At 49.4% G+C, this 23,025-nt stretch carries 23 protein-coding genes; 15 read left to right on the top strand and 8 right to left on the bottom strand.

Features of this window, described 5'->3' with window-relative positions:
• Positions 1-227: 227 nt before the first annotated feature.
• Positions 228-1,046 carry an MFS transporter gene (locus ACFPYJ_RS32955; RefSeq protein WP_379192802.1) on the top strand — a complete coding sequence of 273 codons (819 nt, stop codon included), beginning with the start codon at positions 228-230 and terminating at the stop codon, positions 1,044-1,046.
• Positions 944-1,456 carry an MFS transporter gene (locus ACFPYJ_RS32950; RefSeq protein WP_379192837.1) on the top strand — a complete coding sequence of 171 codons (513 nt, stop codon included), beginning with the start codon at positions 944-946 and terminating at the stop codon, positions 1,454-1,456. The genes ACFPYJ_RS32955 and ACFPYJ_RS32950 overlap by 103 nt, the downstream gene beginning before the upstream one ends.
• Positions 1,457-1,618: 162 nt before the next feature.
• Here the strand turns inward: ACFPYJ_RS32950 and yhbH are convergent, their stop codons facing one another.
• Complete coding sequence (yhbH, locus tag ACFPYJ_RS32945; protein ID WP_379192800.1) at positions 1,619-2,773, bottom strand: sporulation protein YhbH; 1,155 nt, start codon at positions 2,771-2,773, stop codon at positions 1,619-1,621.
• Between the two features lie 404 nt (positions 2,774-3,177).
• Here yhbH and iolE point away from each other — a divergent pair, with 404 nt between their 5' ends.
• The gene (gene iolE, locus ACFPYJ_RS32940; RefSeq protein WP_379192798.1) at positions 3,178-4,098 is read left to right on the top strand and encodes a myo-inosose-2 dehydratase; all 921 of its coding nucleotides are present in this window, start codon (positions 3,178-3,180) and stop codon (positions 4,096-4,098) included.
• 34 nt (positions 4,099-4,132) lie between these two features.
• Positions 4,133-5,164 carry a LacI family DNA-binding transcriptional regulator gene (locus ACFPYJ_RS32935; RefSeq protein WP_379192796.1) on the top strand — a complete coding sequence of 344 codons (1,032 nt, stop codon included), beginning with the start codon at positions 4,133-4,135 and terminating at the stop codon, positions 5,162-5,164.
• A gap of 149 nt (positions 5,165-5,313) precedes the next feature.
• On the opposite strand, the gene ACFPYJ_RS32930 is transcribed toward ACFPYJ_RS32935, so the two are convergent.
• The 5 genes from ACFPYJ_RS32930 to ACFPYJ_RS32910 form a co-directional block, all read right to left on the bottom strand.
• Entirely contained in the window at positions 5,314-5,862 is a 549-nt protein-coding gene (locus ACFPYJ_RS32930) for a GDYXXLXY domain-containing protein (protein WP_379192794.1), read from the bottom strand.
• On the bottom strand, positions 5,852-7,084 hold the full coding sequence (locus tag ACFPYJ_RS32925) for a DUF2157 domain-containing protein (protein ID WP_379192792.1): 1,233 nt from the start codon (positions 7,082-7,084) through the stop codon (positions 5,852-5,854). The genes ACFPYJ_RS32930 and ACFPYJ_RS32925 overlap by 11 nt, the downstream gene beginning before the upstream one ends.
• A 135-nt stretch (positions 7,085-7,219) precedes the next feature.
• On the bottom strand, positions 7,220-7,363 hold the full coding sequence (locus tag ACFPYJ_RS32920; protein ID WP_379192790.1) for a hypothetical protein: 144 nt from the start codon (positions 7,361-7,363) through the stop codon (positions 7,220-7,222).
• 346 nt (positions 7,364-7,709) lie between these two features.
• Entirely contained in the window at positions 7,710-8,546 is an 837-nt protein-coding gene (locus tag ACFPYJ_RS32915; RefSeq protein WP_379192788.1) for a phytanoyl-CoA dioxygenase family protein, read from the bottom strand.
• Positions 8,547-8,594: 48 nt separating this feature from the next.
• Positions 8,595-9,449, bottom strand: coding sequence for a phytanoyl-CoA dioxygenase family protein (locus ACFPYJ_RS32910; protein WP_379192786.1), 855 nt, complete (start codon positions 9,447-9,449; stop codon positions 8,595-8,597).
• Positions 9,450-9,577: 128 nt separating this feature from the next.
• Here ACFPYJ_RS32910 and ACFPYJ_RS32905 point away from each other — a divergent pair, with 128 nt between their 5' ends.
• The 4 genes from ACFPYJ_RS32905 to ACFPYJ_RS32890 all read left to right on the top strand — a co-directional run bounded on the left by ACFPYJ_RS32905 (position 9,578) and on the right by ACFPYJ_RS32890 (position 14,466).
• Positions 9,578-10,438 carry an AraC family transcriptional regulator gene (locus ACFPYJ_RS32905; protein ID WP_379192784.1) on the top strand — a complete coding sequence of 287 codons (861 nt, stop codon included), beginning with the start codon at positions 9,578-9,580 and terminating at the stop codon, positions 10,436-10,438.
• Positions 10,439-10,814: 376 nt separating this feature from the next.
• Positions 10,815-12,566 carry a type 2 periplasmic-binding domain-containing protein gene (locus ACFPYJ_RS32900; protein WP_379192782.1) on the top strand — a complete coding sequence of 584 codons (1,752 nt, stop codon included), beginning with the start codon at positions 10,815-10,817 and terminating at the stop codon, positions 12,564-12,566.
• A gap of 99 nt (positions 12,567-12,665) precedes the next feature.
• Entirely contained in the window at positions 12,666-13,565 is a 900-nt protein-coding gene (locus ACFPYJ_RS32895; protein WP_379192780.1) for an ABC transporter permease, read from the top strand.
• A gap of 19 nt (positions 13,566-13,584) precedes the next feature.
• Positions 13,585-14,466: a carbohydrate ABC transporter permease gene (locus ACFPYJ_RS32890; RefSeq protein ID WP_379192778.1), complete on the top strand. Its 882-nt coding sequence runs from the start codon at positions 13,585-13,587 to the stop codon at positions 14,464-14,466.
• Between the two features lie 144 nt (positions 14,467-14,610).
• Here the strand turns inward: ACFPYJ_RS32890 and ACFPYJ_RS32885 are convergent, their stop codons facing one another.
• Both ACFPYJ_RS32885 and ACFPYJ_RS32880 read right to left on the bottom strand, forming a co-directional pair.
• The gene (locus tag ACFPYJ_RS32885; RefSeq protein ID WP_379192776.1) at positions 14,611-15,618 is read right to left on the bottom strand and encodes a Gfo/Idh/MocA family protein; all 1,008 of its coding nucleotides are present in this window, start codon (positions 15,616-15,618) and stop codon (positions 14,611-14,613) included.
• Positions 15,615-15,950, bottom strand: coding sequence for a cupin domain-containing protein (locus ACFPYJ_RS32880; RefSeq protein WP_379192774.1), 336 nt, complete (start codon positions 15,948-15,950; stop codon positions 15,615-15,617). The genes ACFPYJ_RS32885 and ACFPYJ_RS32880 overlap by 4 nt, the downstream gene beginning before the upstream one ends.
• Before the next feature lie 245 nt (positions 15,951-16,195).
• Here ACFPYJ_RS32880 and ACFPYJ_RS32875 point away from each other — a divergent pair, with 245 nt between their 5' ends.
• From ACFPYJ_RS32875 to ACFPYJ_RS32845, 7 genes are all read left to right on the top strand, one after another.
• Entirely contained in the window at positions 16,196-17,056 is an 861-nt protein-coding gene (locus ACFPYJ_RS32875; RefSeq protein WP_379192772.1) for a YhfZ family protein, read from the top strand.
• Between the two features lie 37 nt (positions 17,057-17,093).
• Complete coding sequence (locus ACFPYJ_RS32870; protein ID WP_379192770.1) at positions 17,094-18,380, top strand: FAD-dependent oxidoreductase; 1,287 nt, start codon at positions 17,094-17,096, stop codon at positions 18,378-18,380.
• Between the two features lie 22 nt (positions 18,381-18,402).
• Positions 18,403-19,365, top strand: a complete 963-nt coding sequence (locus tag ACFPYJ_RS32865; protein WP_379192768.1) for a phosphotriesterase family protein — start codon at positions 18,403-18,405, stop codon at positions 19,363-19,365.
• Positions 19,366-19,381: 16 nt separating this feature from the next.
• Positions 19,382-20,506: a Gfo/Idh/MocA family protein gene (locus tag ACFPYJ_RS32860; RefSeq protein ID WP_379192766.1), complete on the top strand. Its 1,125-nt coding sequence runs from the start codon at positions 19,382-19,384 to the stop codon at positions 20,504-20,506.
• Positions 20,479-21,255, top strand: a complete 777-nt coding sequence (locus tag ACFPYJ_RS32855) for an SDR family NAD(P)-dependent oxidoreductase (RefSeq protein ID WP_379192763.1) — start codon at positions 20,479-20,481, stop codon at positions 21,253-21,255. Before ACFPYJ_RS32860 ends, ACFPYJ_RS32855 begins: the two co-directional genes overlap by 28 nt.
• 40 nt (positions 21,256-21,295) lie before the next feature.
• Positions 21,296-22,081 (top strand): sugar isomerase domain-containing protein, encoded by a 786-nt coding sequence (locus ACFPYJ_RS32850; RefSeq protein ID WP_379192761.1) that lies wholly within the window; start codon positions 21,296-21,298, stop codon positions 22,079-22,081.
• A gap of 111 nt (positions 22,082-22,192) precedes the next feature.
• Complete coding sequence (locus ACFPYJ_RS32845; RefSeq protein ID WP_379192759.1) at positions 22,193-23,011, top strand: sugar phosphate isomerase/epimerase family protein; 819 nt, start codon at positions 22,193-22,195, stop codon at positions 23,009-23,011.
• Positions 23,012-23,025: the final 14 nt, after the last annotated feature.

The following is a 23,025-nucleotide window of genomic DNA, read 5'->3' as shown; positions in this document are numbered from 1 at the left end:
TCCCCTCATAGAGGGAGCTACTGAAACTTGCATCCGATTCGATTCTTGAAGTCGGCATATGAAAATAAGTTCATGGATGAAAAAGACTGGTCGTTCCTGCATCTTGGCAGCGATCAGTCTTTTTGCGGTGCCCCTGCATTCACAAACTGTTTATCATGCTCTTCATCGTTAGATGATATACTAGACACAGTATCAAAACCATATACCAGAAGGGTACGGACAGCCATATGAATGCCTTCCATCATTTCATATCCAGCATGAGACTTCGGCTTGGGCCCAGAGCCTGGCATAACTTTTGTATTGATGCCGGCGCTTCGGCTTTGTTCAGCTTCTTTAACGTTGTCTATAATCAATTCTATATTCCGATGGCGATTCAAGAAGGGGCCAGTAATATTCAGGTAGGCCTGCTGTCTGCTTCCCCGGCGATCGGACTGCTGTTCTCTCCGGTATGGGCGGGGTGGATTGAGCGGTCTAATCCGAAGCCGTTCATGATTATTCCGAACTTGATTGGCCGGGCGCTTGTCATTTTGCCGGCTTTCTTTGGGGTTCCGGTTATCTATGTAATCGTCGCCCTATTATTTCAGCTCTTAATGGGCGTTCAGGCACCAGCTTATGCTTCATTGATCATCAGGATGTACCCTCCGCAGCATCGGGGTAAATTAATGGGCAATGTGCGGGTCGCCATGGGAATCTTAATGATCCCGATCGCTTTCTTAATCGGCAGCTGGACGGATGCTGCCGGACCGACCGGGCCGCTATTGTTTGCCTCGGTAACCGGAGTGCTGTCTATTCTTGTATTTACACGTATTAAGGCAAAGAAGGAAGCACCGTCCAAAATGCTCGCAGCCAAGCGGTCATCGCTGCGGGAGCAGCTGCAGCTGATCAAACAAAACCGGGAAATGGCCATGTTTTCATGGCTTGTACCTTTACGGGCTTTGGCAATATTCTTGCGCAGCCGCTCTATCAAATTATTCAGGTTAATCATCTGGAGCTCTCCAATACGCAAATCGGTTATGCGAGAGTCGCCTATTTCACTTGTCTCTTAGTCTCCTATTTTGTAGTAGGCGGCATTATTGACCGCTTATCCGCGAAGCACACCGTTGCTTGCGGGCTGGCCGCTTTCTCGATCGTACCGCTCTTCTATGCAATCTTTGGCAATTACCCGTCTGTTCTGATTGGCAGCGGTGTGCAGGGGATCGGAGACGCGATATGGGATATCGGCTTCCTGGCTTATGTCTTCCGGCTGGCGCCTGGGCGTGAAGCCGTTGTGTTCGGTCTTCATCTGATGCTGTTCGGAGTCCGGGGCACGATAGGACCGCTTCTCAGCACATATCTATCCGGCGAGCTTCCGATAGCGGATCTGCTCTACAGTGCATCTTTATTCGGATGGATCGGCCTGCTGTCGTTCAGCGTTTATGCTTGGAAAACAAAAACGAAGCCCGCGACTGGTCTGTAGTCTCGGGCTTTTCTGCGCTAGTATCCAAGTGGCGGTGCCGCAAGGGGAGAGCTTCAACTGCTCCGCAGAAAAAAAAGAAGCCTCTGCCTTCTGTTTGATCAGTAGGGCCCAAGGCTCATGAACGGCTTTAAGATTCAGTTTGGATGCAAAAGATCAGCCTGCCTATACAGCTGCCTCCCGTTTACGGAAGAATGCCTTGAGCGCGTTGTAGACCTCCCCTTTCTCACGGATCACATAATACATGAAGTTCGGAATGTTGATATGCTTGTAAGCGGACATTAGAGTGCTGGAGCGGTTGTATTGATTAACCTCACCATAGCCGAACAGGTTGGTGCGCTTGAGCAGTTCGCCGATCAGCTTGACGCAGCGCTCATTGTCGCTTGTCAAATTATCGCCGTCCGAGAAGTGGAAAGGGTAGATGTTGTAACTTGTAGGCGGATAACGGCTGTCGATAATGTCGATCGCTTTAATATAAGCGGAGGAGCAAATCGTACCGCCGCTCTCGCCGCGCGTGAAGAATTCTTCTTCGGTCACTTCTTTAGCTTCCGTATGATGGGCAATAAAGACGATCTCCACCTTCTCATATTGATGACGCAGGAAGCGGGTCATCCAGAAGAAGAAGGAACGTGCGACATATTTCTCGAAAGAACCCATAGATCCGGATGTGTCCATCATCGCGATGATGACGGCGTTCGATTGCGGCTTAATAATCTCCTCCCATGTCTTATAACGAAGGTCATCTGGGGAAATACCGTGAATGCCGGGTTCGCCGCTCGTTGCATTCCGTTTGAGATTCTCCAGAATCGTTCGTTTCTTATCAATGTTGGACATGATGCCTTTCTTGCGAATGTCGTTGAAACGAACTTCCGTTGTTTCCAGCTGATCCCGGTCCTTCTGCTTGAGATAAGGGAGCTCCAGCTCCTCGAAGAGCATCGTCTCGAGCTCCTCCAAACTGATCTCCGCTTCAACGATATCATCGCCAGACTGATCGCCGGCACCTTCGCCTTTGCCGCCCTTTTGCTGCGAGGAGGCGGGATCGACGCCGAGAACGTCACCGACTTGGCTCTCCCCGTCCCCTTGGCCGACATGCTTGTTCTTGTTGAAGTTGTAGACGAAACGAAATTCATCCAGACTCCGAATCGGCACCTTAATGACCTTTTTACCATCGGACATCACAATATTTTCTTCCGAAACTAAATCCGGTAAATTTTGTTTGATGGCCTCACGCACTTTTTGTTGATGCCTGGATTGATCCTGATAGCCTTTACGATGCAGGGACCAATCTTCCTGTGACACGGTGTACAGCGATTTAGTCATGCGGAACACCTCCTAAATATTGTAATGGAACGATATTGAGCGCAGGGAGCACTTCCTAAGAGCTTGTTACTAAATATATTCAATTAGCGGGGCGTTATGTGAGGGAGTTAAGATGCTTATTTATTGACTCTATCTGAGCTAGCAATGAAATGCGGACGATAACGAGGATTCTTGGCGCAATGTTGTATTTTTACCGGTATAGCGCTTTATCTGATGGAATGAAAAAAAGAATTGAATGCGCTTACCCGATGCGCATATAATGGCGATAGGACGGTAATTTTAATCCGGGCATAGCAGGTTAAGCGCTTACCTTGATTTCGTTGCTGCGTATCCGTCTCCAACGTTTATGCATGATCGGTTAAGTCTTGCAGCAGTCCAAATATTCGAAGCAGGAGGTTTCATCTATGAGCATGGTCTTGCCTTTTCAGCTGGGGATTCATCCAATCAATTGGGTTGGGGAAGATGTGAATGAGCACGGAGATGGGACGACATTCGAGCAAATTATTACGGATATCGCCGCGCTTGGGCTTAAGGGCACGGAAATGGGGCGGAAATTTCCGAAGGATAAGGAAATTCTAAAGCGTGAACTGGCGGCAAATGAGATTAGACTGGTCTCACAGTGGAAATCCGTTTTCTTCACGGACCCCGCAGTGCGAGATAAAGAGCTGGCAGCCTATCGCGAGCATGCTCTATTCCTCCGAGATATGGGATCAACGGTTATCAGCACCTGCGAGATCGGCGGATCGCTGCACTTTGATCCCCGTCGGACTGATCATGAGACGGAAGTGGCAAGACTGAATGATCAAGAGTGGGAAAGTTTAGCGGCGGGTCTGAATCTCGCTGGTGAAATCGCAAGGGAGTACGGCCTGAAGTTAACGTACCATCATCACGGCGGCACAGCTGTAGAAAGACCGGAAGAGATAGACCGATTAATGGAAATGACGGATCCGAACCTGGTTTATCTGCTTTATGATACCGGTCACGCCTATTATGGCGGAAGTGATCCGCTCGCTCTGCTGAGGAAGCATTACGAACGTATCGCTTACGTTCATTTGAAGGACATTCGTCAGCAGGTGCTCAGTGAAGCCAGAGCAGAGGGCGTGGATTTCGTCACCTGCATCCGGAAAGGCGTGTTCACTGTGCCGGGTGACGGCTGTATTAATTTTGCCCCTATTATTGGAGAACTTATAGACCGTAATTATAAAGGATGGGCGCTGCTGGAAGGCGAGCAGGATCCTGCGGTTCACAATCCATACGAATATGCCAAGAAAGCACTTGCTTATATAGATGCGATAGCACAAGAAAAGGGGAGAGACTCGCGGTGACCATGACTCATATCGGTATAATCGGCGCAGGCTTATGAAGGCGACTATTTATGATGTGGCCAGGGAAGCAGGGGTATCGATTGCAACTGTATCCAAGGTCATTAATGGCAAGGGTAAAATCAGCGAAGAAACCCGCGGAACTGTCCTGGAGATTATGGCCCGCATGAATTATCAGCCCAGCGTTATTGCTTCTGCGCTTACCGGTAAGAAAACATACACACTGGGTCTTCTCGTGCCGGATATTTCGAATCCTTTCTTCGCTGAAATTGCCCGGGCGATAGAAGATCAAAGCCAGCACTACGGGTATAGTGTCGTCATGTGCAGTACGGATAATAAAGATAAGAAAGTTGAAAAATACATCGCGCTGCTGCTGCAAAAAAGTGTGGATGGCATTATCATTGCAACCGGAATCGATGAAACGGTGATTATGGAGCAGCTGCTGTCCAAAAGTCTTCCAGTCGTCCTGCTGGCCAGAGAAATGCCGCATGCCGCCGTGAATACGGTTGTGGTCGATGATTATGTGGGCGGAAGCTTAGCGGCTGATCATCTGCTTGGTCTGGGCCACAAGCATATCGCTGTTTTGGGGGAGAATATAAAGGTTATCAGCAGCCGCGAACGGATCAGAGGCTTTCGGGCGAAACTTGCAGATGTTCAAATTCCAATGCGTGAGGATTGGCTCAAATATTGTGATTACCGGATCGAGGACGGCAAGCAAAAGGCGCTGCAGCTTCTGCAAACCGAAGACCGGCCAACCGCTATATTCGCTTGTAACGATATGCTCGCAGTTGGAGCGCTTCAAGCCGCCAAAGAATCCGGCGTGAAAGTGCCGGATGACCTCTCGATTGTCAGCTTCGACAATACGATCCTTGCCATGGTGACGGATCCTCAGCTGACGACGATTGCTCAACCAATGAATGAAATGGGAAAATTGGCCGTGGATTTGATTGTCGATGAGTTGAAGGGACGCAAGAACGTTAAGCAGAGGACGGTTTTACGGCCAGAGCTGCTCATCCGGCAATCGACCGCTTCCCGGCCCGGCAGAAGGTTGCCCAAAGAAAAGAAATAGTGTGTAACCGGTGGGATCGATAGCAGGGGTGGTCTTTCCTAAATAGGATCTCACACAACAAAGTCTGCGTTAGTCTCCTCCGGGGAGATTGACGCAGACTTTTTCATTGGTATGGATACGTCCTGAAATGGTTTATGCTTCAAATGTGCTTACTGTTCGGACTTGGAGCCTGCAGTGATATCCTCGATTACAGGAGAACCCCATGCTGAGGTCTTCACCTTGACGACAAGATTGCCGGCCTGCTTCTCCAGCTCCTTCCCTGTGTTCTCTTTCACGTAATAGCGCTCGATTCCATAGGAAATGCGAATGGCATCATCATCTGCATATTCGACGCGGCCTTTGAGCATGATTTGACCTACTGACAGTGAAGGTTTGCGTGAAGCGACAGCCTTAGCTCTATAGATCCCATCCGATTGATTCTCCTGCAGCACAACATAGATCCGATCACCCGACTTCGGTTTATCTCCGGTTTCTTGTCTTAAGCTGAGAGGGACCCGATTGATATCATAATTTAACTGCACATAGTCGCCATACAGAAGATCCCGCGGATCGACGGGCACCGTTTGCAGTCTGATTTCTTTGCCGAACCAGAGGGTGGAGTAGTGGATACCGGCTATTGCGGCAAGGAACAGCACCTGGACAACAAGGAGCACGATGAGCCATTTGCTCCGATTACGAGGCCATACCCTATTCGTCATGATGTTTGTCCTCCTCTACTTCTTCCAGGAACTGCTTCTTGCGCCGGTTCAAGAACCAGCTAAGACCAAGGAGGATGATACCGCCGAGAATGAAGAAGACAGATTTGTCCATAAAATCCCATGCAAGCTTGCCATAGGCAGCCATCGTGCTGCACAGGAACAAAAGCGTACCCAGGTTGATTTTGACATTCCATTCCTCTGCATAGCCGCGCCATAGGAGATACAAGGAGAACAAGAACAGCGTCAAGAGATAGGAAGCATCGACTCCTGTGCTCAGGTAGAAGAACGGGATAGCCAAGATAAAGTCCAAACTCGATGATAGACGCTTGTATTTAAATTTACCGCCGAGAGAGACCGCAAGCAGCACGAGCAGGGATAACACATACCAGAGCGGCTGCGCGGAGATATTATCATGGAAGGAGTAGGAATCATCCTTATTCCAGAACATCACGATGAATAAGTTAAATGCAAATGCAGCAACCAGCGGCACGGCTTGGAACGGATAGACAGCCTTGCGTTCACGCGACCAATCGGCAAGCGCATATAACAGCCAGATCGGCACGAAGAACCAGGTGAACGGCCAATCATGAGAAGCAACAAGCATAATGGACTGTACGGCAAAGCTAAGCGCCAAGCACCAGCCAAGAAGGGCATCCGGACGCTTCATCCAGTAATAGCCAAGCCCAATGATCATGATGGCAAGCGAGATGAAGCTGAACGTATTGAATTCTGTCGCATTATACCACTGCAGCCCGGTGAATATGAGCAAGGTGAATAAGAACAAATATCGGCTGTGCACGAGAAAGGTAAGCGTCAATCCGGCGCAGCCCCACACAATGAAGGAGCTTACACCATAGGCCTGAAGATGAAACATCTGGCCAACGAGCACGATACCGGCACCGAACGAAGCCAGGCCGAGGCCCATAAGAGCGGCACCGAGCTTCTCGTGATCTTTCTTTAAGAAACGATCACCGGCCGCGTAGAAACCTGCCATGATCACACAAATCATAATAAGGCGGACAAGCTGCGGAATATCCTGCCAATTCGCAGCTATAAAGCTGAGGATGCCTAATCCGACCAGGATGCTTCCCAAGATGGGGATTAATCCGGCCGCACGCTTCTGTACAGGGTACAGATCCAGGATACGTTTGTATTGTTCACTTGTAATAATGCCTTTCTCCGTCCATGAACGGCCTTCATGCTCCAGCCATTTTCTGCTCATGACTCGCACCTCTTTCGTACTTGCTATCTTAAGTATAGTCAACATACAGCTGAATAATAGTACCAACTTTACCTGGTACCCTGATCATTGTACGCAGCCTTCTGCCAGTACGATTGTGCAGCTCTCAACCCTTGCTTATATTTCATACCGCATGAGCACTTTCGAATCTCCGCGGGTAACGACTGTCGAGAAGCCTGCTTCCTTAAATGCCCGAATCGTTCCCATGTACAAGGAAACAGGGGAATCATCGACAGGCTTATGAAGCGGTGACCTGTCCAAAGCCGGGTACTCCTCTCTTCTTTCAAATTTACGCAGTAATTTCAAGAATTGTGTAGAGAGTAATGAAAGGAAAGCTCCTGGGAAATCCTTAATATGGTTAATATGTAAACGTAATTGCGTTTGTATAACCATTGTCAGCATTTCTTAAAGATTTTCGAGTGAAAGGTATCCGTTCAGGTGCACTGCCGCGCCTGACTTGAAAAGAGGAGCTGTAACGGGGAAAAGGGCTTCCTTTGTTGTAAAGGAAACCCTTAATCTACTTACTTTCTTGCATGGCCTCTTACGTATGCTTTCGGCAGTTATTGCGAAGTGGATCCGGCTGCAGCGTACAGAACTGCTGTACGGGTTACCATTCCCAAGGCATCTTCACCGGGTAGCCGATTTTCTCACTGCGAAGCAGCATGCGGGAGCGTTCCTGCAGCTTGTCATACTCCTCTTGCGGAATTTGAATCGAATAGCCGCTTCCATACCAGTCGCGGTTGTAAATAAGCGCAATGTTCGTTCTGCGGTAGTCCGAACGGTTAGGCGTGCCGCGGTGCCACATACGGATGTCGCGAATGACGATAGAACCGGCGGACATGTATACTTTCTCGGAATGCATGTGCTCGGCCGCTCTTACGATATGCATATGGGGATTGATAATGCCGCCCAGCGTATCCTGATTCGCGCGGTCGCCGTGCAGGTGTGTGCCTCCCGGCCAAATTTCCAGCGGGCCGTTCTCTTCCGTTGTATCTACGAGCGGAATGTTCAATACGAGACTGAACGTCGGAAGGGGAACCGACAAATCCGGGAACAGCGGGTTAATGTCGCAATGAACGGCCTGGTAGTCCGATCCCGGCATCGGCGTATCGGATGCGAAGTAGACCAGCTTGTTGTATTCGCCAATCAAGCCGTCGATGACGGACATCGCGATCGGATGCTCGATAATGGACGGATCGTTGAATGGGGCTTGGAACGGCAGATGCATCTGCGCCCGGTTTGTGCCGGTATTGTAGCCTTTTCGTTCGATGTATTCATCGAACATGGGATCGAAAGCGGCGCGAAGCTCCGCCATTTGCTCATCGCTGTACACTTTGTCCAATACGATGTAACCGTTTGCTTTTACTTGCTCGATGGCGATGGCGAGCTTCTCCGGTTCGAGTCTGGCGTTTTTGATTTCTTCAGGAGTCAATGTCATTTTCATAGTTGGTACTTACCTCCGTTACCCGTATGGGGTTAGTGTATTTGTGTATTATTGCTGCATTTCTTCTGAATAAGCTGCCGGGAAATATTCATTGTCAAACCGTTGTCCTTCTTTGGGCCGGGGGCCAAGGAGACGGATGTTGTCTACATTATGACCGCGGTTCTTGTAAGCTGTGCCGTGCGGCATCAGATGAGCGACGACGGACAGGCGCGGATGCTCGGAATAGTTCTGCCCCGAGCCGTGAATCGTCAAAGCATGGTGGAAGCTGGCTTGACCCGCCTTCAGCAGCAGCGGAACTTCCTTCCACTCTTTTCCGGATTCTTCGGCAATTCTTGCTTTGACCGACTCCAAATCCCGGTTGAAGAACGCATCGCTGCCTTCAAGCGCTCCCCATTTGTGGGAGCCGGGAACGACGGACATACAGCCGTTCGTAAGGTCCGTGTCTTGAAGGGCGATCCAAGCCGTGACCAGATTGTCGGTGTTCGTGCACTGCCAGTAAATATAGTCCTGATGCCAGCCGACATTACCCGGCGACAGGGCATCTTTCTCGCTTGTTCCGGTGCCTGGCTTGTAAATGACTTGGTCATACCACAGCCGGGCTTCGGTGCTGTCCATCAAGCCGGCAGCGATCCGCCCGAGTACGGGACTCGTGACCGTTTTCCGGATTGTATCGTTAATCCACCAGGAATTGTCGATTTTCCGAAGCATCTTCGGATTGCTGGACTTCCGCCATTCCTCAAGCGGATATCCGTCGCCGTCGTAATCAAACGACCAGATGCGGTCGTGGGCTTGGCGCATTTCCTCGATTTCTTGTTCATCGAACAGCACGGGACTGATCCAATAACCGTTCGTCTTGTAAAATTCTTTGTCCTCCTGTGAGATAAGGCCGATTGTATCCTTCATGTTTCACATCCCTCTTCTGGTAGTCGGTGCTTCTTAACTCAGTTTGTATTATAGTTCAATTTCATTCCGCGGTATTGTATAATCGATTCGTGATTTGTAAAATTGTAATAAAAAAGTGAGGGATAGGGTTGAAGGAGCAAAATCTGAATTCGGCTTCGCATCTGAAAGCGCTCATTGAATTGTTCGATCTTGAATGGAACCGGTTTTCATTTCCTTCCTTCGGCTTCTGGAGAAACAGGGGCTGGAATGGACCAGGTTCAGGGTTTGAATTGAATTTCTATACCCGGGGAGAGAATACGGTTATTCAGGACAAGCGCAAATTGTCCTTCAGACAGGGCGATCTATTCTTTGTGTCGGATAAAGTGCGTCACAGCTTCTGCAGCGACGGTTCCTTCGACTTGTACTATTTGATGTTTCAATTCGACTGTCCGGACTTGAATGAGCGAATGCGCTATTTATTCGAGCAATTGGAAATCGGGACAGCCCCCGTATCTATGCCGGGGCTGCAAACCGAATTTCGCGCGCTTATTACCGAGCTTCGCGTGGACCGCCAAATTTCAGTTTTGGCGAAACATTATTTTCTTCATCTATTCGTGAAGCTCTACATGGACCAGATGCAGAGCAGCGAATACCGCAACAAGCATGAACAAATTGTGCGTCAGGTTATCGAAGACATCCAGGAGCGGCTGGACGCCGGCGGGAAAATATTATTGCCGGTGCTGGCCGCCCGTCATTCGCTCAATGAGCGTTATTTGAACCAGATTTTCAAATCGGCAACGGGAACGACGCTGGGCAAGTATATCCTTTCCATCCGGATCGAGGGAGCGAAACGCCTTCTTGAAACAACATCGATGCCGATTACGGAAATCGCGATCGCCGCAGGCTTTTATGATGGGGCACATTTCTCCAAAACGTTCAAAGCAAGTGAAACGATGACGCCGCAGGAGTATCGCGAACAGCAGGCTTTTTTGCAAAACGAGCCCGTGTGACCGGCGATTGCGGTAAACCGGCCGCAATAAAACGATCCGCATGAGGGAAACTGCAGCCAAGGCCTTGAAGCATACGCGTTAAACTTGTCCGATAAAGAACTGTACAATTCCCTTACAATTTTACAAATGGTGCAGCGATTATACAATACGGAGAATGGAATGTGAATTATAATAAAACAGGGATACGCGGTATGTAATCCATTTAAAAAGGAGCAGGGAAAATCCGAGGTGCGAAACGGTTCTCCATTATCGAAAGCGCTTACATTGTGGTTTGAAACAGAGGAAGTAAGGAAAGATGCAGCGATTCATATGTACGGATGACTTCAGTACGATCAAAGGAACGGGCCGAAGCGGGCCCGCACAGGGGGAAATCTGCATGAATAAGAAGCTAATCGTTAAGTCTGCCTCTCTTGCCGTATGTTTTTCATTATCGCTTTCATTGGCAGCCTGCGGCGGCAATTCCGGTACGGATGGATCATCCGGCTCCAATCAGACTGCGGATATATCGAAACTGCTGGACTCGAATGCCGAGCCTGCGAAGGATCCGTACAGCAAATACGATCCCCCGATTGAGATAACGACCGTCCATACCTCCAATGAGGTGGCCAGCAATCTGAAAAACGGGGATACGATTGAAAGTAATATCTATACACGCACATGGCTGGAGAAACTCGGTATTAACATGAAGTTCAACTGGACTTCTCCTGGCACGCAGGGCGAAGAAAAAATGAATCTGATGATCGCAAGCGGCGACTTGCCCGATTTCTTCTATGTCTCTCCCGCGCAGTTCGAGCGCCTTGCATCCACGGGTCAGCTTGAGGATCTCACTGGAGCGCTGAAAGATTACGGCTCGAAGTATATGAAGAAATATTTGACGGGAGATTATTCAGGTCTCCTGGAGGGGGTAACGAAGAACGGCAAGGTGTACGGCATTCCAAACGGTCAGACGTATCACGATTCCGGTTTTATGCTGTGGATGCGTACGGACAACGTTGAGAAAGCAGGTCTAACCGTTCCTAAAACGGTCGATGAGCTTGATAAAATACTTGAAGCATTCAAAAAGAATGACTATGACGGAACAGGCAAAGAGAAATATCCGATTGCGCTTGCGGATGCCAATATCGGCTCGAATTTCTGGGGGATAGGAGATGCATTCTTCAACATGTTCCATTCTTACCCGAACATTTGGGTCAAGAACAGCAAAGAGGAGCTTGAAGACGGCATGTTCGGCCCCGAGCACCGGGAGAACACGCGCAAAGCGCTGCTTAAGCTTCAAGATTACTATAAAAAAGGTTACATTCATCCGGACTTCGCCACCTTTGACGATACGAAGTACAATGAGCTGATTGTGAACAATCAATCAGGCGTTGTGTTCGGCGGTCTATGGGACGCATGGTGGCCGCTCAATCTGAATATTGATAAGCACCCTGACGCGAAGTGGCTGCCTGCGGCTATTCCTTCGGCTGACGGGGAGATGGGCAAATCATCAGTTACAGCCGCTACCGTACTCGGCATCAGTGTAGCAAGAAAAGGCACTGCGCACCCGGAAGCGCTTGTCAAGATGGAAAATCTGTTCCATGATCTGAACAACAATCCGGACACCATGCAGTTCGGCAAATTTAATACAGATCCTGTCGATAACGCGGGTATTTTCCTGGCTTACCCGATGCCGATTTACAACCCGTCGTTTAATCATGAAGCCTTTGAAGCGGTCAGCAATGCTTTTAAAACCGGCAAGGCCGATGGCTTGCCAGAAGCGTTTGATCTCTTCTACAAACAGGCAAAAACATATGCCGATAAGAATGACAAGGCAGGATTCCCGTCCTACCTGTCTTACACGGACCAAGGAAGCCTTGCAATAGTCGACGGCTATATTAAGCGCAAAGCGTTCCAAATGAACGAGTACACGGCTATGCCGACGCAGGAAATGATCGACAACGCTCCGATTATTAAGAAAGCGTACGACGTCATGTTCCTGAATGTGATCAAGGGCGGCGATATCAGCCAGTACGATGATTTCCTCAAGCAGTATGACGCCTTGTATGCTTCCGCCGTCTACCCGGGCATTAACAAATGGTTTGAGGCCAAAAACAAAGAGAGCATTCAAAAATGGTTTGAGAGCAAATAAAACATTCATTTGCCGGTCTGCAGAATGCGGGTGCAAGGTGCATCCGCCGTCTGCATTTCCACGAGATTTGCATCCAAGTCATCCAATAGGAGCGAATTTATGAAAGCGATCATAATTCCGCGAAAGCAGCTCGCGCTGTATATCATGTTGATTCCGCCGGTTGTTGTTTTGTTCATTTATGCCTATCTCCCGATGTTCGGCGTTGTAATGTCCTTTCAACGGTTTGAGCCGAGCTTGGGATTTTTTCGCTCGGAATGGGTGGGACTTGCGAATTTCCGCCGTCTGCTTTACATTCCGGACGTGAAGCAGGTGGTTCTGAACACGCTGTTTATCGCCTCTATGAAAATCGTCATCGAAACGGTTGCCGCTATTCTGGTAGCGATATTGCTGAGTGAGATCATCTCCAAAGTGTTCCGGCGCGTGGTGCAAACGATCATTTATTTTCCGTATTTCCTGTCGTGGGTTATTCTGGGGGGGATTTTCCGGGATATGCTCTCACGGGAAGGCTTGATTAACGTCCTGCTCGGCAAGCTAGGGTTTGAACCGGTTGTATTTCTTTCAAAATCGGCCTTGTTCCCATATTTGCTTGTGGGTACGGAAACCTGGCAGGTTACCGGCTTCGGGACGATCGTGTTTCTGGCCGCTATTACGACGATCGATCCGACGCTGTACGAGGCGGCCGTCATGGATGGGGCCAGCAGGTTCAAACAGATCCTCTATATTACGATTCCCGGTATAAAATCAACCATTATCCTGATGGTGACGCTGAGCCTGGGATATATTCTCAATGCCGGCTTCGAGCAGGTGCTGATGCTGTACAGTCCGCTCGTGTATGGGACAGGGGACGTTATTGACACCTGGGTGTACCGGATGGGGCTGCAGCAGTCGCAATACTCACTTGCATCGGCAATCGGGCTGTTCAGGTCAGTCGTCAGCCTGCTCCTAATTACAGCTTCGTATATTGCAGCGCGCAAAATTTCCGATCATCGGATCTTTTAGAGGGGGAGGAGGGAAAGTCATGGCGGACCGTTCCATAGGAAGACGTTTGTTTGCGACAGTTAACGGATTGTTTTTTATCCTTTTTTCTCTAAGCTGCCTCGTTCCGATGATACACGTATTGTCGGTATCGCTGAGCTCGAGCACCGCGGTCGCAGCCGGAGAGGTGACGATTTGGCCGATTGGTTTTACATGGAAATCATATGCCTATATATTGAACAAAACGGAATACTGGCGCGCCATGTGGATTTCCGGTCTGAGGGTTGTTCTAGGTACAGGCGTCAGTATGCTGCTGACGATACTGGTGGCCTATCCTTTATCCAAAAGCAGGGAAGCCTTTAAGCACCAGCCGGTCTTTGCCTGGTATCTTGTCATAACGATGCTGTTTTCCGGCGGGCTGATTCCTTCCTTTATGATCGTGAAGTATACGGGCCTGCTCGATACGATCTGGGCGCTGATTCTGCCAGGGGCAGTATCGGTGTTTAACGTTTTGCTGCTGTCGAATTTTTTTCGCAATATACCGAAGGAAATCGAAGAGTCGGCTTTTATGGACGGGGCAGGGCATTTCAGAATACTGACGCAGCTCTATTTAGCGCTGTCGATGCCGATACTGGCGACCTTGATCGTATTTATCGCGGTAGGACACTGGAATGCCTGGTTCGACGGATTAATCTATATGAACAATCAGGTTAATTATCCGCTGCAATCGTACCTGCAGACCATTCTGGTGAAATCCAATTCTCAGGTGATGACGCAGGCGTATGCGAAGCTGCTGAGCATGGTGTCCGACCGGACGATCAAATCAGCGCAGGTATTTATTGCTTCCATACCCATTTTGTGCGTGTATCCATTTTTGCAGAAATATTTTATTTCAGGCATTATGCTCGGTTCCGTGAAAGAATGAATCCTATTGATTACACAAAAAGAAGCAGCCCGGGCTGCTTCTTTTCTCTTGATGCATGAAGGTGAAGGTTCCTGATCGCCAATTGTCAGCTGCGGGCTTTCCGGACACGGCTGGATGCATGAGCGGCGCAGTACGGCGGAGGACCTATTGCTTTACGATCTTGATTTCTTTTCCCTCAGCGGAGGAAGCGCTTGTCGCCAGCAGCGCTTCAATGGTATTCAAGTTGTCGCGGCCGGATATGGAGGGCTCCCGTCCCTCCCTGATCGACTGGGCAAATTCGGCCAGCACGCCATGTATACTTTCTTTTTCAGGAATGAGCAGTGGAATATGAGTCTTGGACTGGCTGTCATCAACAACGTACACGCCATAGCCTTCTCCCAGGTCGTCCAGATAGACGGACCCTTGCTCGAATTGGAATCGCCAAACGCCTTCCCAAGGCATCGGTATTCCTTTGGCCAGCAGGCTGCTGAGATAAAAGACGGAAACCCCATTTTCTGCCCCGTACACGGCATGCACATGAGGATCGCCCTTGTACCCGCTGCCTGGATTGTTCCAGGTTTTTCCCCATACATTTGCAATATCACTTTCGAGCAGGAAACGCATCATATCGACGTGGTGGACAGACATCTCCATGAGAATATAGTTGTCCATCTTGCGCTGATAGCCTTTTCCGTTATGATCGTGAAAAAATTGGGCATTCACAAACAACAGGTTTCCCAAGGAGCAGCTGCGCAGCGTTTCTTTCAGCGTGACCACAGTGGGCAGATAGCGGTAGTTTTGGCTGATCATCAAGCTAAGTTTGCTGTCTGCCGCGAGCTGAACGAGCTCTCTGGCTTCTTCCATCGTCAGCACGAATGGTTTCTCGATAAGGACGTGCAAGTTCTGCTTCAGTGCCTCCTTGGCAATCTGGTAATGAACCGGCGAAATCGCGGAGATCAATACGGCATCGGCGTTCAGATCGCGGAAGGCCTGCTTATAATCCGTATACAAGATTTGTTTGGATAGATGAAACGCCGCGGCATATCCTTCCAGAACGCCAGAATCCAAATCGACTAACCCGGCGTATTCAAAATCAGGGGAGGGAATGACGAAGCTGCTGCCTACCCCTCTGCCGTGCGCGCCCAATCCCACTTGAATCAGCTTCAAACTCATTGCTGCTCCTCCTTTGTGCGATACAAGTAACCGATTTTACCGCCTGGCGGCAGGACGCCGTAAATATAAACCGCTGTCATTTCTTCGGTAACAAGAAGCGAGTGCTCCTGTCCTTGTTCAGTCAGAACGAGATCTCCCGGGCCGAGTTCATAGGTATCGCCTTCCGTTGTACAAATGCCTCTCCCGCTTACAATAATCCAATATTCATTACATGCGTGATAATGCAGCGGAACCTCCTGTCCCGCCTTCAAATGGTTAATTCCGTAATGATTGATTTCACTCCATGTTGGAAACAACGCCTGTTCCTGCTTGTCCGCGCGAATAACCGGCATAAAGAAGCACCTCACAACGTAATAGGTATTTTGAAAGACATGCCTTGCAAGTTCTGGGATTGAATGGCCCTCTAGCAGCTGCTGCAAGTCTAGCAATCTGCCCCTTGTTTCGCTATCATATTACAACAAAGTGATTCATCCGTCGATGTTTATATTGACTTAATTTCAATTTTCCGTATACTGAAAATATGAAAAATTTAAATTCTAAATCCGCTGATTTAGTCAAAGGAATTGCAAGAGAATTAATGAAATGCGGTGTCGATACGAAGATACCGACTACCCCGGAATTGGCGGGTATGTTTTCCGTTGGTTATGGAACGGTAGACAAAGCGATGAATGCTTTAAAAGAAACAGGTGCAATCAAGCTGCAGTCCAAAGGTCAGCTCGGTACCATACTGCTCGAGAAGAATGCCGCTGCGCTGTGGTCCATTATTGATCAGGGGGCTCTGGTAGGATCGTTTCCGCTTCCGAACACGATTGAATTTGAAGGACTTGCTACAGGCTTGATAGAGATGTTTGCAGAGAAGCAGGTCGCGTGCAATCTATCCTTTAAGAATGGGGCGACATTAAGGGTAACCCAGCTGCTCGAGCATCAATGCGATTTCGTTGTGCTGTCACAGCTGTCTGCTGAGCAGGCTTGTGAGAAGTTCACGAATCTGCGGTCAGTTTGTATTATGGGCAAGAACAGTTATTACAGCGATCTGATTATTCTGCGCCGTAAAGAAGTAACTCCGGATATGGTGAAATGGAGGATCGGTCTGGACCCGACCTCTTATGATCATATCGCGTTATCGGATCAGCAGTTTACAACGAATGAGAAAATAAGCGTCCATTACGGAAATATTCCTTATCTGATTGCAGAGGGAATAATCGATGCCGCCATTTGGCATAGTTCTCAGCTTGTACCTGCCGCATTAATCGATGTGCTTGCGGTCCAGAAAGTGGATAACCTGCAGGCGGCATCAGAAAAAAGCATAGCGGCAGCTATTGTCATTAATGAGGAACGGAAAGAAATCATAGCGTTGTTCGATGAGCTTTGCGATGCGGAGCATATCGGGAGTATTCAGCAGAAAGTCATTTCAAGGGAACGGTCGCCTGCCTATTAAACTGGATGAAGCCGGCCCGAATGAAAGGATTGCGCCAATGATTAAAGCTCATACGGAAGCGACAGATGTACTAGTACTTGGAGGGGGCGCCGCAGGTGTAATCGCCGCAGCGGCAGCAGCCAGAAATGGCGCCAAAGTGCTGCTGGTAGAGAGCCAGAACTGCTTGGGCGGTTCAAGGACGGCTACCGGGGTAGACACCTTTTACGGATTTTTCACACCCGGGGAGAAACCAAGGAAAGTTGTAGCGGGCATCCCCGATGAAATTGTCAGCCGACTACAACGGGAGAATAAGCTGTTTGAAAGACAAAACACTTACGGTGCCGGAACAGGGCTAACCTATGATGTTGAAGCATTGAAGATCGCCTATGAAGATCTCGTTCAGAACGCGGGCTGTCAATTATTATTTCACACCACCGCTTGCCATGTGGAGGCTGCGGACGATCGGGTGAACAGCATATGGCTGGCCAATAAAGCAGGGCTTACGGAAGTGAAAACCAAATATGTGGTGGATACGACCGGAGACGCCGATATTGTGGCAAGGGCGGGCGGCGCGTTCAATGGCGGTTCCGCGAGCGAGCCCAACCAATCCTTAAGCACGATCTTCTTTATGGGCAACGTTGACCTTGAGAAGGCCAAGACCGTCAGCCATCAGAGGATGGTTGAACTGATGCAAGAAGCCAACAAGAGCGGAGAGTTCAGGCTGCCAAGAGAAGACGGGTCGTATCACCGCACGCCTAACCCGGGCGTTATTCAAGCCAATATGGTCAGAGTGAAAGACATCGATGCAACAGATCCTTACTCCCTGACGAAGGCGGAAATCGAAGGCCGGAAGCAGGTTCAACAGTACGTTCATTTTCTGAAATCTAAAATTAACGGTTTTGAAAGCGCATTCCTTATCAGTACAAGCCAATATATCGGTGTGCGGGAAACGCGGAAAATCGAAGGTCTTTATAAGCTGACGGAAGAAGACGTAACAAGCGGACGCCACTTCCCGGATGCGATTGCCTGCTGCGGTGCTCCAGTGGAAGACCACCATCCTGGGGAAGGGACGCGCTGGGTGTATGTTGCAGACGGGGGACATTATCATATTCCTTACCGCGCTTTAGTTCCGCAAAGGTTAAAGAATGTAATTGTAGCGGGGCGATGTTTGTCAGCCACGCACGGCGCACAGGCTTCAGCGCGAAACTCGGCGCAGGCTATGGCCATGGGCCAGGCGGCCGGAACAGCAGCGGCAATCGCTGCAGCGGCCGGCTGCGATTTTGCCGAATTGGATATCGGCAGGCTGCGGAGAACACTTATCGAGCAACAGGCAATCATAGATTAGATGGATGAGGAGGTGACCTTGCGTGGGGCGAGTCAGAACCGTTTTGGGAGATATTGATTCAACGGATTTGGGTATGGTGTACGCTCACGAGCATCTTATCATTTCCGGCGGTCTTGGCGTTATGAAGAAAAGCGATCTTCTGCTGAACAGCGTGGAGGCTGCCTGCAGGGAAGTGGAAGATGTGAAGCGGTACAATATCAAAACCTTTGTCGATATGATGCCTTTGGATTGCGGCCGGCATCCCGAGCATTTGGTCGAAATATCCAGGCAGACGAATACGCATGTCATTGCTGCAACCGGATTTCATAAGCCGATGTACTATGATGATATTCACTGGATTTATAAATACACGGAAGAGCAGATACGCGACTTGCTCGTAGCTGAAGTTACGGAGGGAATGGACCGTCACAGCTATAATGGCCCGATTATTGAACGGATTCCGGCCAGAGCGGGCTTGCTGAAAGGCGCGTCGGACTACAACCGGATCAGCGCTGTTTCCAAGAAGCTGTTTGTTTCCGTTGCGGAAGCGCAGAAGATGACAGGAGCGCCGATCTCCACCCATACCGAAGAAGGGACGATGGGACTGGAGCAAATTCAATTCATGACCGATCTGGGTGTTTCACCGGAATCTATTATCATCTGTCATACGGACCGCAATCCTGATCTGGAGTACCACCTATCCATGCTGCAAACCGGAGCGTTTCTTGAATATGACAATGCTTCCAGGATTAAATATTGGCCGGATAGTATGATTATTGATTTAATTGTGAAGGTAGTCGAGGCCGGGTATGAGGATCAGATTCTGCTGGGTACCGACTTCGCCCTCCGTTCCTATTGGAAAGCGTATGGCGGGGGTCCGGGGATGGCTCATTTGGCGGCTTCCTTTATCCCGCGCCTGAAGCAGAACGGATTGAGCGAAGAGACGATTGCCAAGTTCATGGTTCACAATCCGGCCCGGGCGTTTTCTTTTCAAGATATAGGATAACGAAGGGGGATAACCGATGAGCGAGGGAACCTTTCAGCTGGATTATCTGCCTGTAATGAGCACCAGGAAGGATTACGGCATCGGCATTATTGGCAGCGGATTCATTATAAAAGAATGCCATCTTCCGGCTTATCGGGAAGCGGGATTTCGGGTTGTGGGAATCGCGTCGCGCACAAAATCGAATGCGGAATCGGTGGCCTCAGCGTTTGGAATACCCAAAGCGTACGATTCGATTCAGGAGCTGCTTGACGATCCGAGCATCGACGTTGTCGATATCGCGGTTCCTCCCCATATCCAGCCGGAGCTGATCGCCAGGGCAGCCAGGGCGGGGAAACATATTTTGGCGCAAAAGCCGCTCGCGGTAACGTATCAGGAGGCCGTCGAAACGGTCAATATCTGCCGCGAAGCGGGAGTTCAATTGCTTGTCAATCAGAACGGACGCTTTGATCCGGCTGTCATGGCGGCGAATGATTTGATCGGCAAAGGGATAATAGGCAAGCCTGTCTGCGCGACGATCGAGCTTCGTTACCAGCCGCACTGGCAGGAATATCAGAAGCAATATGAACGGTTGATGTTTTTATTCATGAGCATTCATCATCTAGATCAGTTCCGTTACTGGTTTGGAACTCCGGACCGCCTGTTTGCAACTGCGATTCGCGATCCGCAGGGAGAATATCTCGGGGAATATTCATCCTCTTATATATTGGAATATGAGAACGGTCTGATGGCTTCCGCGTGGGATGACGGATTTACCTGGGATAAAGAGGGGTTTGGCGTATTTTACAAAATCGAGGGTACGGAGGGCGTCATAAGACTGAATATAGGATGGCCCTCCGGCGGACCAAGCCAGATTTCTTATATGTCCAAACGACTGGACTCCCGGTGGCATTCCCCGGAGCTTGCGGGAAGCTGGTTCCCCGGAGCGTTTAAATATACGATGAACGAGATGTTCCTCACTTTATCGAGCGGCATCGAATCGATGATTACGGGCATGAACAATTTGGAGACCATGGCGATGATGGAAGCCTGTTATGCGTCGCTTCAAGAAAAACGTTCCATTCCAATAAATGAAATCATACAATCCAATGCTTCGTTAGCAAGAAGGGAAAGCCCATGGACACTAAAAATGCCATTATTGTAGGCGGGACAAGCGGTATCGGTTTGGCAGTGGCCAAAAATTTTCTGGCTAAAGGCTTACAAGTTGCGGTGATAGGAAGAGATGAGCTCAAAGCGCAGGAAGCGGAAGCCGAGTTAACCGCGCTTGCTTCAAGTCCCGGGCAGGTTCAGTCCTTTAGCGGCGATGCGTCTGATCGACCGGCAATGGAAGCTATCTATCAAACCTTGATGGAGAAATGGAAGACGCTTGACATCCTGGTTCATGTAGCTGGCATAAGCGGCCGGAAATGGGGGGACGGTCCGCTCGACGAATGTACGGAAGAAGGCTGGAACGTGGTCATGAACAACAATCTGACCAGTGTATTTCACAGCAATCAGCTGGCTTTGCGCATCATGAAACGTCAGCGGTCCGGCTCGATCGTGAACATTTCATCCATCCTTGGCATGGTGGGTGCGCAGGATCACTTTGTCACGCATGCGTATGCTGCCAGCAGAGGGGCGGTTATTTCAATGAGCCGTTCCGCAGCCGTATATTTTGCCAAGGATGGCATCCGGATAAACACGGTATGTCCGGGACTGCTTGATACGCCGATGTCCCAAAGAGCCATCAACAACGAAGAGATCCGTGAAGCGTTAACCTATTTGCAGCCGCTTAGCCCGCATATCGGTTATCCGCAGGATGTTGCGTCAGCCGTAGCCTTTCTCGCCTCGGACGAGGCCAAATTTATTACAGGCATTGCGCTTCCGGTGGACGGCGGCTGGCTGGCTCAGTAAAGAGCGAATATTAGCGCACAAGATGAGAGGATGATGAAGGATGAGCGATACACCTAACAATTTTGAATACGAAACGAATTATTTGGACGGAGCCCGCAAAGTGATCGATAAAATTGAGTTGACACAAATGCAGGCAATCGATCAAGCCGTGGATATTTGCTTGGCAAGCATGCTCAATCATAATGTCGTTCATTTATTCGGAAGCGGGCATTCCCGCATGGCGGTTGAAGAGATGTATCCTCGTTACGGAAGCTTTGCCGGCTTCCATCCCATGGTCGAGCTTTCCTTGACGAATCACCATGCGGTTGTGGGCTCCAATGGACAAAGACAGGCCATGTACCTGGAAAACGTAGAGGGATTCGGAAAGGTGATCGCCTCCAACTTTCATTATGGAGAGCATGACAGCATCATCATTTTCTCGCACAGCGGGACGGGAAACGTGGTCGTAGACATTGCGCTTGAGATGAAGGAAAGAGGAATTCCGGTCATCGCGGTTACCTCACTTGCCCACAGCCAGTTATCCAAGCCTAAACATTCTTCCGGCAAGAAGCTCTATGAACTGGCTGATGTTGTCATCGACAACTGCGCCATTCCCGGAGACGCCATGGTGAAAATCGAGGAGCTGGAAACACCGGTCGGACCTGGTTCGACGATTGGCAATACGGTCATCGTTAATCTTATCAAGTGCAAGCTTGCCCGCAAGCTGACAGAGCAGGGCCAGCCGCCAAAGGTGCTCACAAGCGCTTTAGTTGTCGGTGAGGACAAGTCGAAGCAGCTATTTGAAGATTCCTATGAAGAATATTGGGCCAAAACCCGTTATCTTTAACCCTGGGCTGTAAGCATTCAGAAGCTTTCCTGTTAACCGCGTGCAGCTCCCCTGCGCGCGGCATGGCGCTGCATGACGGTAGAGTACGATATCGTATAAGGAGTGAAAGGTATGAAATTGGGCTGCATCAATTCAGCTTGGTTCGGATCGTCTGTTGCGTATTTTGATGGAATCAGTCAAATCAAAGAGATTGGATTCGATACGATCGATATTTTTCCGGACTTTTCCTTTAAATCCTATGATCTGAAGCGCATCAAGAAAATGTGCAAGGAGATGGACATGCCGATATCATCGATGGTTTCGGCTTACCCGGAGCTGATCTCGCTGGAGGAGCATGTACGCCGTTATGCGATTGACTCTTACAAACGTTTGCTTGATATGGGTGTCTATTTGGACGCCAAGAATCTGTTAATCGTCCTCGGAGAATATATCTGGGAGAGAAATGTCATCAAACCGGAAGTTCAATGGCAGCAAGCTGTGGATGCGGCAAGAGAGCTCTCTGAATATGCGGCCAAATGCGAGATGAATGTGCTGGTTGAATTGGAACCGTTTCACTATTCACTGGTTAATGACATCGATACGATGGATATATTTCTGAATGACGTCAATATGCCGAACTGCCTGGCGAACGTTGACCTCGGACATCTTCATGTAAGAGGTGTGCCTGCCGAGGAAATTTACCGGTTAAAAGGGAGAATCGGCGGCGTCCATTTATCCGATAACGACGGAACGATTCATAATGATTGGCCGACCGGGCGGGGAAACGCCGATTTGGAAGGTTATCTAAAGGTGCTGCACGAATGCGGTTATGACGATATCGTATCCATTGAATTGGAGTTTGCCGAAGATCCGGATCATATTATCGAGTGGGTACAGGAAGCTTATGAAAAAACAGCCGAATTGATGCAAAAATTACAGCTCCGCTCATAAGAGAAGCAAAGGAC

It is taken from the genome of Paenibacillus solisilvae (genome assembly GCF_042656405.1).
Classification (GTDB): Bacteria; Bacillota; Bacilli; order Paenibacillales; family Paenibacillaceae; genus Paenibacillus_Z; species Paenibacillus_Z solisilvae.
This window is presented reverse-complemented; position numbering and strand designations above follow the sequence as displayed.